6 protein-coding genes are annotated in these 12,959 nt (G+C 70.1%); 5 read left to right on the forward strand and 1 reads right to left on the reverse strand.

Translation table 11 applies throughout. The features are described 5' to 3' along the window. Positions 1–270: 270 nt before the first annotated feature. The 4 genes from ACZ3KJ_RS26540 (at position 271) to ACZ3KJ_RS26555 (ending at position 10,110) form a co-directional block, all read left to right on the forward strand. Complete coding sequence (locus ACZ3KJ_RS26540; protein WP_467530630.1) at positions 271–8,007, forward strand: ricin-type beta-trefoil lectin domain protein; 7,737 nt, start codon at positions 271–273, stop codon at positions 8,005–8,007. A gap of 55 nt (positions 8,008–8,062) precedes the next feature. Continuing rightward, a complete protein-coding gene (locus tag ACZ3KJ_RS26545; RefSeq protein WP_467530631.1) occupies positions 8,063–8,479 on the forward strand; it encodes a hypothetical protein in 417 nt (138 codons plus the stop codon). A gap of 112 nt (positions 8,480–8,591) precedes the next feature. Further along, positions 8,592–9,236 carry a hypothetical protein gene (locus ACZ3KJ_RS26550; RefSeq protein ID WP_467530633.1) on the forward strand — a complete coding sequence of 215 codons (645 nt, stop codon included), beginning with the start codon at positions 8,592–8,594 and terminating at the stop codon, positions 9,234–9,236. Positions 9,237–9,312: 76 nt separating this feature from the next. After that, positions 9,313–10,110 carry a hypothetical protein gene (locus ACZ3KJ_RS26555; RefSeq protein WP_467530635.1) on the forward strand — a complete coding sequence of 266 codons (798 nt, stop codon included), beginning with the start codon at positions 9,313–9,315 and terminating at the stop codon, positions 10,108–10,110. A gap of 73 nt (positions 10,111–10,183) precedes the next feature. Here ACZ3KJ_RS26555 and ACZ3KJ_RS26560 read toward each other — a convergent pair whose 3' ends face one another. Next, positions 10,184–11,737: an APC family permease gene (locus ACZ3KJ_RS26560; RefSeq protein WP_467530637.1), complete on the reverse strand. Its 1,554-nt coding sequence runs from the start codon at positions 11,735–11,737 to the stop codon at positions 10,184–10,186. A gap of 236 nt (positions 11,738–11,973) precedes the next feature. Here ACZ3KJ_RS26560 and ACZ3KJ_RS26565 point away from each other — a divergent pair, with 236 nt between their 5' ends. Further along, positions 11,974–12,840, forward strand: coding sequence for a fructosamine kinase family protein (locus ACZ3KJ_RS26565; RefSeq protein ID WP_467530639.1), 867 nt, complete (start codon positions 11,974–11,976; stop codon positions 12,838–12,840). Positions 12,841–12,959: the final 119 nt, after the last annotated feature.

The raw sequence follows: 12,959 nt of genomic DNA on the forward strand, positions 1-12,959 counted from the left end.
GGGCAGGGCGTGCGAAACGATCACAATTTGCCCATCCGTTACGGACGATTAACCTCCGTTTGGGCGGTTCTTTAGCGCATTAAACCGTCCGGATTGCATTGATCGTGCCCGCGAGAAATGTGCTTGTGACCTAGATCACCGGCCTTATTCGGCTTGTTGACTTTCTGTGAGTACGTGGTTGAACATTCGTGTTCGTCAATGGACCGAACTGTGTGCGCGGGGGCTGTCGCTGTGTGGGGATCGCTGTCATGGAGCGGCAGGAGGGAGCGCGTGAGTACGCGTTCCGAGCGCCGCAGACGGGCGCGGATGCGCGCTGGTGTCGTCGGGTCGCTCGTGGTGGGGCTGGCGGTGGGTGTGCTGCCGGCCGCGTACGCGCTGCCGCCGGGTGACGACCGCAGCGGGGTCGAGCTGGTCGACCTTCCGGACGTCGAGCAGGCCGACGGCGAGGAGGGCGGCAGTCTCGCCGAGCTGACCACGTCCGAGGCGGAGCCGCCGGCCGAGTACGAGCCGACCGAGGTGACGGCCCCGGCCGGCGGTACGGCGACCCAGGATCTGACCGGGCTGGCTCCGGGTGATCTGGTGCCGTTGACGCAGGCCGACGGCACGGCGCTGCCGGTGGAGGTGGGTGCGCCGGAGACGGCGACCGCGACGGAGGCCGCCGCCCTGGAGGGCGAGTGGCAGGTGTCCCTCGCCGGCCAGGACGAGCTCGCCACGACGGCGATCGAGGGCGTGGCCCTGACGGTCACCCCGCCCGCCGAGTCCACCGGCGACGCCGTGATCGCCCTCGACTACAGCGACTTCTCCGAGCTGTACGGCGCGAACTGGGCGGACCGGCTGGAGTTCGTGCAGTACCCGTCCTGCTTCCTGACCACCCCGGACACCGAGGGCTGCTCGGAGCCGACCGAGGTGACCACGGACAACGTGGTGGCGCAGACCGGCACCGACGCCGAGGGCGACCCGGTGTACGAGCGCCGCATCCTGGCGACGGTGGCCACGGAGGACCTGGCCGCGGGCGGCACTTCCGCGGAGGCCTCGACGGCGTCCACCGCCTCCACCTCGGGTGAGGGTGTCGTCACGGACGGCGTGTACCGCGAGGCGAAGTCGGAGAGCGGCACGCGCCTGGCCTCCCTGGCCGCCGCGACCGCCGACGGCTCGGGCTCCTCGGTGCTGCTGGCGACGGACTCGGGTTCGGGTTCGAAGGGTGACTTCGGTGCGACGCCGCTGGTGAGCGCGGGTTCGTGGTCGGCGGGCGGTAACTCGGGTGCGTTCACGTACTCGTACACCTTGCAGACGCCGAGTGTGCCGGGTGGCCCGTCGCCGTCGGTGTCGTTCGGTTACAACTCGCAGGTGGTGGACGGCCGTACGTCGGCGTCGAACAACCAGCCGTCGTGGATCGGTGACGGCTGGGAGTACAACGCGGGCTCCATTACGAGGACGTACACGTCCTGCCGTGACGACCAGACGAACGGCAACAACACGAAGAAGACCAGCGACCTGTGCTTCGGTTCGTACAACGCCACGCTCACGCTGGGCGGGACGACGACGGAGCTGGTGCTGCCGGACAGTGCGAGCAGCCCGTTCGGTGACGCGTGGGTGACCGCGAACGGTGACGGTTCCCGGGTGGAGCTGCTGAAGGACGCGAGCCTGGACAACGGTGACGCGGACGGCGAGTACTGGCGTGTCACGACCAGGGACGGCACCCAGTACTACTTCGGCAAGCACAAGCTGGACGCCAACTGGGCCAGCGGTGACCCGGTGACCAACTCGGTGTTCACCGCGCCCGTCGCCGGCAACCAGAGCGGGGAGCCCTGCTACAAGTCGGGCGACTTCGCGGGCTCGTTCTGCGACCAGGCGTGGCGGTGGAACCTCGACTACGTCGTGGACACCGACGGCAACGCGATGACGCTGTGGTGGGCGAAGGAGAAGAACTACTACGCCAAGAACAACAAGTACAAGACGCCGGTCTCCTACGACCGCGGCGGCTACCTCAAGCGCATCGAGTACGGCCTGACCTCGGCCGACCCGTACGCCACGCCGATCTCGAAGGTGACCTTCGACGTCGACGAGCGGTGCTTCAAGGAAGGCGAGATCGCCTGCACGGCGGAGGGCGACGAGAACGACAACTTCACCTCCGGCGACTTCGCGAAGAACCGCATCTGGTACGACACCCCGGCCGACCTGTACTGCGCGTCGGGCAAGGAGTGCTACGTTCCCGTCCCCACCTTCTGGTCGCGCAAGCGCCTGGCCCAGGTGACCACGTGGACGCAGCGCACGCAGGGCTCGACGGAGCTGTCGAAGCTGGACAGCTGGACGCTCCAGCAGTCCCTGCCGGCCGACCTCACGGACGAGGGCACGGCCCTGTGGCTGGAGTCGATCACCCGCACCGGCTACGGCACCGACGGCGAGGCCATCACCCTCAACCCGGTCGAGTTCCTCGCCAACAGCCTTTCCATGCCCAACCGCGTCAAGCGCGGCAGCGACGACCCCAACCCGGCCTTCGACCGCCTGCGCATCGCGCGTGTGGTGAGCGAGTACGGTGGCGAGACGGTCGTCACGTACAAGACCGACGCCTGCAAGGTCGACGGCGAGTTCCCCAAGCCGGAAGACAACGTCGGGCTGTGCTTCCCGGCGTACTGGAACCCGGACCCGGACAAGGAGACGATCGACTGGTTCCACAAGTACGTCGTCGACAACGTCCAGGAACTCCCCGCGCTCAACGGCGTCGACGCGATCACCACCACCTACGACTACCTCGGTGACGCCGCCTGGGCCCTGAACCAGGCCGAGTTCTCCAAGAAGAAGACCCGCACCTACGACCAGTGGCGCGGCTTCGCAAGGGTGCGCACCTACACCGGCGACGACTCCGACACCGCGTACATGTCCACCGAGCGGGGGATGACGGAGACCCGCTTCTTCCGCGGCATGGACGGCGACCCGCTGCCCGGCGGCGGCACCCGCTCGGTCACCGTGAAGGACGTCGACGGCAACACGATCGCCACCGACGAGGAAGCCTTCGCCGGCCGTGTCGCGGAGTCCCTCACCTACTCCTCCGCCACCGCCTCCACCTGGCTGACCCGCACGGTCGACAAGCCGAAGGCGGTGAAGCTGGCGGCCCGCAGCCGCTCGGGCGGCATACCGGACCTGAAGGCCTGGCGGGTCCTGACCCCTGAGTCGCTCACCTACACCCGTTCCTCCGGCGACGGCGACGACAAGCGCACCCTGCGCGTCCTGCGCACGGTGACGGAGTACGAGGAGACCTACGGCCTGCCCACGCAGGTGACGGAGTACAACGACTGGTCGTCGGACTCGACGGCCGACAAGGCGGACGACGACACCTGCACGGTGATGTCGTACGTCCACAACACGTCCAAGCACCTGATCGGCCTGGCCAAGCAGACCCTGACCACCGCCGGCACCTGCGCCCAGGCGGACACGGCGACGGCGGCCGACTGGATCGACGGCTCCCGCGTCGCCTACGACGGCGGCGCCTACGGCGACGCCCCGACCACGGGCAACGCCACCGCCACCTGGACGGTCACCGGCGTCGGCGGCGGCTGGGTGGCGGACGGCCAGGTCACCTACGACGACTACGGCCGCGCCACGTCCACCAAGAACGCCCTGGCCATCGCCAACGGCGAGAATACGAAGGACACCACGACCTACACCCCGTCCGAGGGCCAGGTCTACGAGATCACCACCACCAACGCGCTGAACCAGAGCGAGACCAGCACGCTGGAGCCGGGGCGCGGCGTCGCCCTCACCGACGAGGACGTCAACGGGCGCGTCACCACGTACACGTACGACGCCCTCGGCCGCACCACCCAGATGTGGACCCCGAGCCGGGCCACGTCGGCGTCGCCCTCGGCGAGGATCACGTACGACACGACGATCGGTTCGCCGGTCTCGATCACGACCGAGTCGCTGACCGACACGGGCGACTACGGCGTGTCCACCGTGATCTACGACGGCATGGGCCGCGAGCGCCAGAAGCAGGAGCCGGCGGTCGGCGGCGGACGCCTGATCACCGACACGCTGTACAGCGCGAACGGCACCGTCAAGCAGACCAACAACGCCTACTACGACAAGGACGAGCCCTCCACCGTCCTGTTCGAGCTGGCCTCGGACTACCAGGTCCCCAACGCCACCCTCTACGCGTACGACGGCCTGGGCCGCACCCTCACCGAGACCCCGTACCTCAACGGCGAAGAGGTCCCGGCCAAGGCGACCCGCTACGAGTACGGCCTCGACAACTCCACGGTGATCAACCCGACGGGTGCCACCGCACAGCGCACCTGGTCCGACGCCCTGGGCCGCACGACCCGTGTAGACACCTACACGGACGCGCTGCGCGCCGCCTACCGCTCGACGACGTACACCTACGACGAGCGCGGCGACCGCGTCAAGGCCGAGGATTCCGAGGGCAACCTCTGGACCTGGACGTACGACGCCCGGGGCCGTGAGACCGAGTCGGTCGACCCGGACGCGGGCACGACCACGACGCGGTACGACATCCTGAACCGGCCGGAACTGGTCACGGACGAGAACGCGGCCGTCTACACGGTCTACGACAAGGTGTCCCGCCCGATCGAGCAGCACGCGGACTCCGCCACCGGCACCCTGCTCGCGAGCACCACATACGACACGCTGATCGGCGGGGTGGGCCTGCCGACCTCGCAGACCCGCTACACGGACGGGCTGGCGTACACCCAGACGGTGACCGGGTACACGGTCGACTACCAGCCGACCGGTCAGAAGATCTCCATCCCCGAGTCGGTGGCGCTCTCCTACGGCCTGCAGAAGGAATACGCCTACAGCTACGAGTACTCGCAATCGGGCAAGGTCGAGGCGGTCAACCTCCCGTCGGTGGGCACCCTGCCCGCAGAGAGGCTGGTGATCCGCTACAACGAGGACGGCCTGCCGGTCTCGACCTCGGGCCTGGCCTGGTACACCGCGCAGACGTCGTACTCCCCGTACGGGCAGGTCCTGCGCACGGTCAGCGGTGAGAACCCCAACCGGGTGTGGACGACGAACCTGTTCGACGAGGCGACGGGTGAGCTGACCCAGAGCATCGTCGACCGTGAGTCGACCAGTGACACCACGGCCGTGACCGGCCACCGCGTCAACTCCCGCTCGTACGCGTACGACCCGGCCGGCAACGTCACCTCGATCGCCGACACCTCCAACTCGGTGACCGACCGCCAGTGCTTCACCTACGACGCACTGGGCCAGCTGACCGAGGCGTGGACCGCTCCGACGTCCTGCACGGCGACGGGCAAGACCGCGGCGGCCGCGAAGTACTCGGACGGCACGACCAACGTCACGGCGGCGAACAGCGGCTACTGGCAGTCGTACACGTACGACGCGCTGGGCAACCGCAAGAAGCTCGTCGAGCACGACCCGGGCCTGGACACCACCAAGGACGCCACCACCGACTACGTCTACGGCAAGGCGGACGGCACCCAGCCGCACACGCTGACGTCCATGTCCTCCACGTACAAGGCGGACTCCGGCGCCCAGGTCACCAAGGCGACGACGCTGACGTACGACGACGCGGGCAACACTCTGACCCGCACGTACGACGGCTCCGAGCAGGCGCTGGAATGGACCTGGGACGGCCAGGTCGAGAAGGTCACCGGCTTCGGCGAAAATGGCTCCGGCGCGTGGAAGGGCCTGGCCGGCAAGTGCCTTGACCTGGCCAACGCGACGACGACGGCCGACAACCCCGTCCAGCTCTACACCTGCAACGGCTCCAAGGCGCAGAAGTTCCGCATCGACGCGGCGTCCTCCGCGGACCCGTCGACAGGCGCGCTGAAGATCCTCGGCAAGTGCGTCGTCCCGAAGGCCGGCGGCACCGCCAACGGCACGCTCGTCGTCATCGCGGACTGCACCGGTGCGGCGGCCCAGCAGTGGACGGCGACCTCCACCGGCACCCTGAAGCACGTCTCCTCGGGCAAGTGCCTGGACGTGCCGAGCTCCAACTCGGCCGACAGCACCGACCTCCAGCTGAACACATGCGGCACCGCCGCGAACCAGCAGTGGGTGCCGGACAAGGAGACGAAGTACGTCTACGGCGGTGACGGCCAGCGCCTCATGGCGATCTCCGCCACCGAGCGCACCCTGTACCTCGGCGAGGCGACGATCTCGGTCAACGCGGCCGGCGGCCCCGCCTACACCGAGCGCTACTACTCCCAGGCCGGCGCCCCGACCGTGATGCGCCACGCGCAGGGCACGGGCGCCGCCGAACTGTCCGTGCAGATCATGGACCAGAACGGCACCGCGTACATCAACGTGGCGCTGGCGTCCGGCAACAAGGTCAAGTTCTCCAAGACCGACCCGTTCGGTGTGGAGCGGTCCGAGGCGACGACCTGGCGTTCGCACCAGAGCTACGTCGGCGGTGGTGACGACGCGAGCAGCGGCCTGGTCCACCTGGGCGCCCGCGAGTACGACCCCTCGACCGGCCGCTTCCTCTCCGCCGACCCGGTCCTGGACCTGGCCGACCCGGTCCAGATGAACGGCTACGTCTACTGCGAGAACAACCCGGTCACCTTCGCCGACCCCTCGGGTATGGCGTCGGAGGGCGGCAGCTCGGAGTACGGCGGTCCCTCGGCCTCCGAAGAGGCGGCGGCGAAGAACACGCTGAACACCTCCGTGGCGGACGTGATCCTCTCCATCGGCTGGGCCGCTCTGAAGGAGTTCGTCGGCTGGAACAGCGTGGTCGGCTGCTTCTCCCGCGGTGACGTCTGGGCCTGCGGTGACCTCTTCCTGAACGCCATCCCGTGGACGAAGGCGTACAAGGCCTTCGGCATAGCCAAGGCGGCGTATCGCATCGCGAAGGCCGTCAACGCGCTGATGAAGGCCAAGGAGAAGGCCCGCAAGATCATCGAGTTGGCCCGCAAGGCCCGCGAGCTGGCCCGCAAGGCGGCCGAGGCCAAGAAGAAGGCGGCCGCGCTCGCGGCACAGCTGAAGAAGAAGGCCAAGGAGGCCGCCACCCGACAGGCGAAGAAGGCCGCGCAGAAGACGGGCAACGCCGTCCAGAAGGCACGGAAGGCGGCAGCCAAGAAGGCGGAGCCCAAGCCCCGGCAGGCGAAGGCGACGAAGGAGTCGTCCGGGGGCGGCGGAGCCGGCGAGTGCAACAGCTTCGTGCCGGGCACGCGGGTGCTCATGGCCGACGGCACCACCAAGCCGATCGAGAAGGTCGAGAACGGCGACAAGGTACTGGCCACCGATCCGGAGACCGGCGAGACGAGCGTCGAGACCGTCACCGCCGAGATCCAGGGCAGCGGGCTCAAGCACCTCGTGAAGGTCACCATCGCCGTCGACGGTGCCAAAGGCGAGAAGACCGCAGAGGTGACGGCCACCGACGGGCACCCGTTCTGGGTACCGGAGCTGGGCGAGTGGATCGACGCCACCGACCTGAAAGCCGGTCAGTGGCTACGCACCAGCGCCGGCACCTACGTCCAGATCACGGCGCTCGAGCGGTGGACCGCGTCCTCGGCGACGGTCCACAACCTCACCGTCAGCGACCTGCACACGTACTACGTGCAGGCGGGGACGACGCCGCTCCTCGTACACAACGACAACTGCCCGACCATCTCCTCGAAGGACATCGAGGGTCTCCTGAACAAGGCGGATTCTCTCTACGAGGCGTACGGGAAGGAAAAGGCGACGGTTTCCGTCGCGCGCGTCTGGAACCGCGAGACGAAGCAGGCCGAGGAATGGGTGTCGACACACCTGGCCGACCTGCCGGCCGAGATCAGGAACAACCTGGGCGGCGCGAAGTACAAATTCGGTGACGGAGACGCCGAGGCGACGATCGTCGGTGCGCTCGGAAGCAAGTACGAGCTTCTCGGAATAGCCTCCAGCACCAGGATCTGCCCAAGCTGCTATGACGCGATCAAGGGCGTGCCCGGAATGATGGAGACGACAGTAGGAGCAACTCGTGCGCAATTGCCCAAGTACACGAGATGGCGCACAGCGATCAACCTGAACTTCTGGAACGGTACGTGAGGGCGACGTTCGTCCGGGCGGGCTGCGGCGAGTTCCCGGATGAGAAGATCGAACCATGATCTGTGACGTGTGTGGACACGAGATGCGACTGTTGCCGACCGATCCGGAGCAGGGCCGGGAGCAGGACTGGCTGTGCTCCTGGTGCTTCGCGATGACCATCGTGGGGTCCGGTCCTCACCAGGTGGCGCGCCCGCAGTACTCGCCCGTGCGGGCGCGCTGGGAGCGAGCGGTCGTCGAGGGGTTGTCCGATGACGTCTCGCACGCGTACGGATATTTCGATTCGACCCTTTGCGGCATCCGCCGGGAAGGCATGTCTCCTTCGCCCAACTTCTGGATTCCGAATTGGAGCAATGCCTGCCCGGCGTGCAGAGATGCCGCGGAGACCATCGACCAGCGCTGGCCGGAGGACATGAGGAAGGGTGACCGGAAAAGGGTCGTTCCTCCTTCCGATTCTGGCTGGCCGCCCTTCTAGATCGGTCAGATCGCGGGGCCGGCGCCGCCGGTCGGATGCTGAATGGGGTGCGGTGGCGCGCCGACGGGAAAAACTACAGGCCGTGCAGTACGGCTCGACGGAGGGGGCAGGCATGCGGCGGACACGGGGGGTCGCGCTGCTGGCGCTGTGCGCGCTGCTGTCGGCGTGCGACGCGGCGAGCGGCGGCGGGGGCAGCGAGGACGGCCTGCTGAAGCCCACCGCCCAGCCGGGCGCCACGGCGCGGGCCGGCGGCCTCGGCGGCGCCGCGCTCGCCGCCCGGGACGCGGACGGCTTCACGGTGTCGACCTCGGCCGGCCGCCGCACGGTGCAGGTCACCGAGAACGCCTGCGCCCCGCTCGCCCACGCCCTGTCCGGCTCGGTGGTCGGCACGCCGGCGTCCACGGTGGTACGGGAGGCGTCCGGCGAGGGCGCCACCGTCACCGTGGTCCTCGCCGAGTACGCCTCCGACCAGGCCGAGACGGCGATGGACGCCATCGGCACCGCCCTCGACGCGTGCGCCGCCGGCTTCACGGCGACGGTCGACGGCGACGAACACAAGGTCGGCGAGGTCACCCCGCAGATCGCCCCCGAGGGCACCGACCAGGCGATGGGCCTGGGCGCGACCGTGGAGCGGGACGGCGAGAAGACGGCCGCCCAGGCCGTCATCCTCCGCTCCGGCACCACGGTGGCCTACCTCAGCGGCACGCCGTCGATCCCGGCGGCCGTCCTGGACGCCCAGCTCGTCAAGCTGTCGTGAGCGACGACGGCCGACCACAGACCCGGCCGACGCCACGTCAGCCGTATCCATGCACAGAGAAAGAACGCACCGCCTCGTGAACAGAACCGGCATCCGCCGCTCCCGCACCCGCGCCACCGCCCTGACGGCGTCCGCGCTGGTGTCCCTCCTCGCGCTCACCGGCTGCGGCGGCGCATCCGGCACCGCCGATGCCGCCCCCGGGGCGTCCTCGTCCGCGACGGCCTCCGCCGCGCAGGAGTCCACGGCCGCCTCCGCGGCCGAGCCGCTGACCGCCGCCGAGCTGGACAAGGCGTCCCTCACCGCGGCGGACGCGACCGGGTACGAGGTGGCCACCCCCGGCAAGGCCGAGATCACCGCCGCCGAGGCGACGACGGTCACCGGCGAGGAGTGCCTGCCGCTGGGGCGGGCGCTGGCCGGGACGGCGGTGGGGGAGCCCGCCGCGACCGCCTACCGCCGGGTGACGGGCAACGGCGCCACCACCGCCTCCTCCTCCGAGGCCGCCGCCCTCGACATCAACACCGGCATGGTCACCCTCGCCTCCTACGCGAGCGCCGACGAGGCCGCCGCGGCCCTGAAGTCCGCCGCCGACGCGGTCACCACCTGCGCGGGCGGCTTCCAGTGGACCGCCGGGGGCGAGGAACTGTCCGCCACCAAGGTCACGAAGGACACCGCGCCGAAGGCCGGCGAGGAAGCGGTCGCCTTCACCGCCGTCACCCCGGTCGACGGCGTCGACACCCCCTGGAAGGTCGTCGTCTTCCGCGACGGCGCCACCCTCGCCCACTTCACCGTGGCCAACGCCGCCGCGATGATCTCCGGCGAGGACTTCACCTTCCCCGCCGACCTGGTCACCGCCCAGGCGGGCAAACTGGCCTGACCCCCGTACGCCGCTGCCGGGCCGGGAATCCCCCCGGCCCGGCAGCGGCGTACGTGCTCCTGTAGACGGCCCCTCAGTCCTCGACCACCAGGGCCGGCGTCCCCGTCGTCAGGACCTCGCCGCGGAAGAACGCCGGGCTGCGCCGCCGCATCGCCGCCATCAGGACCACGCCCAGGAGCAGCAGGCCGACCCCGATGACGAAGACGGAGCCGACGCCGAGGACGGCCGAGCCGCTGCCGTACGCCGGGTCCCACATGTCGTACAGCGTCTTGCCGAAGACGGCCGTCAGCAGGATGCCGCCCAGCACCGGGAAGACACCCTTGAACACCGCGTCCCGCACCGAGCGGGTCAGCGTGTCCCGGAAGTACCAGGCGCAGGCGAAGGCCGTCAGCGCGTAGTAGAAGCAGATCATCAGGCCGAGGGCGTAGATGGTGTCCACGAGGACGTGCTCACTGACGAGCGTCATGACGGTGTAGAAGACGCCGGTCGCCACGCCGGCGACGACCGTGGCCCGCCCGGGCGTGCGGAAGCGGTCGTGGACGCGCGCGTACGACGCGGGCAGTGCCTCGTAGGTGGCCATCGCCAGCACCGTGCGGGCGACGGGGATGAACGTCGTCTGGAGGCTGGCGGCGGCCGAGGCGAGCACGGCGAGGAAGAGCAGGATGCCGAGGGCGCCGCCCATGACGGGGCCGGCGAGGGCGGCGAAGACGTTGTCGGAGGTCTCGGGGTTGGCCAGGCCCAGACCGTCGGTCCCGGCGCCGACCGCCATCTGGGCGGCCACCGAGGTCGTCAGGTAGGAGCCGACCAGCACCACCATCGCCACGAGCGCGGCACGGCCCGGCGTCCGGTCGCTGCCGACGGTCTCCTCGTTCGCCGTCAGACAGGTGTCCCAGCCCCAGTACATGAAGATCGACAGGGAGAGTCCGGCGCTGAACGCGGCGAACGACTTCACCTCGAACGGGTTGAGCCAGGACCAGGAGAAGTCGAGGTGACCGGCGAGCTCCCCGGAGCGGGCCTTGCGGAGGGCCAGCGCGACGAACACCGCCAGCACCACCAGTTGCAGCGCCACCAGCGCGTACTGCACGCCCTTCGTGGTGGTCATCCCGCGGTAGCTGATCGCGGTCGCGGCCGCGATCAGCAGCAGGCAGGTGACGATGTGGACCGCCTTGTCGCCGTCCAGGGCGGCGATCCGGTCGCTGCCGGTCACCTCGCCCGCCAGCAGCCAGAAGTACGAGGTGGCGACGCCCGCCAGGTTCGACAGCACGATCACCGTCGCGATGACCAGGCCCCAGCCGCACATCCAGCCGACGTGCGGCCCGAACGCCTTGACCGTCCAGGTGAAGGAGGTGCCGCAGTCCGGCACGGCCTTGTTGAGCTCGCGGTAGGCGAAGGCGACCAGCAGCATCGGCAGGAACCCGGCCAGGAACACGGCCGGCATCTGCACCCCCACCTCGCCCGCGGTGGAGCCGAGCGTGGAGGTGAGGCAGTAGACCGGCGCGACGGTCGAGACACCGATCACGGCACTCCCCAGCAGGCCGACGGAGTTGCCGCCCAGGCCCTTGCCGCGCACGCCGTCGGCGTCGTTCTGCGTCCCGTCGGTCCGTGACCGCGTCACCGTCTGTGTCATGACACAGGACGTTAAATCATGCGTTTTCCATCGTTGGGCTGGTGATAACCAACCCGCTCTTCCTCGGAATCACAGCCTACGGCAGCCTGTGGCCCGATGATTCCTTCCATGTGCGGGCTCGTGATCTCGCATCGCAAGGAAGCGGCCCCGACTGTCCGGTATTCGGAAACCGCACGGCCGGCCGAAATGTCCCGTTCACATTTTTCCGTGTGACGTGTGTCGCCGACCTTGGCGCCGTGTACACGCCTGAGACGCCCGGTGCCGTCGCCGCCCGTTTCACGGGTGCGACCGCGCTCCGGGAACGCCCCCGGTCGACGACCCTGGCCGAGGTGACCCTCGACGACGGGCGCACGGTCATGGTCAAGCGCGGCGACGGCCCCGAGGCGGTGCGGGCGGAGGCCGCCGGGTTGCGCTGGCTGGCCGACGCCGGCGCGGTCCGCGTCCCCGCGGTGCACGGGCACGACGAACGGTCGCTGGTGACCGACCGGATCGTGACGGGCCCACCGACCCCCGAGGCGGCCCTCCGCTTCGGTCGCGACCTCGCCGCCCTGCACGCCGCCGGCGCGCCCGCCTTCGGCGCCCCGCCGCCGGGCGGCCCCCGCCGGGCCCGGATCGGCCTCGCCCCCCTGCGCAACGCCGACGGCGCGGACTGGCCCGCCTGGTACGCCGAACACCGCGTGCTGCCGTATCTGCGCACGGCGGTCGACGCGGGCACGATGCGTCCCGCCGAGGCGGCCGTCGTCGAGCGGGTCTGCGCGCGGCTGCCGGAGTGGGCCGGTCCCGCCGAACCGCCGGCGCGGCTCCACGGCGACCTGTGGAACGGCAACGTGCTGTGGGGCGAGGACGGACAGGTCCGGCTCATCGACCCGGCCGCGCACGGCGGCCACCGCGAGACCGACCTGGCGATGCTCCGCCTGTTCGGCTGCCCCCACCTGGAGCTGGTGCTCGACGGCTACCGGCGGGCGGCGCCGCTCGCGGACGGCTGGACCGGCCGGGTCGGGATCCACCAGCTCTTCCCGCTCCTCGTCCACGCGGTCCTGTTCGGCCGGAGCTACGCCGAACAGGCGCTGTCGGTGGCGGAGCGAGCCCTGCGCGACCACTGACGCCGGCCGTGGGGGGGGGCCCGGCGGGGGGCCCCGCCCCCCGGGCCGCCCCCCCCCCCCCCCCGCCCGGCGCCCCCCCGCCCCCCCCCCCGGGCCGGGGGGGCGGGGGGCGGCGGGCG

The organism is Streptomyces sp. NPDC003248 (genome assembly GCF_055563235.1).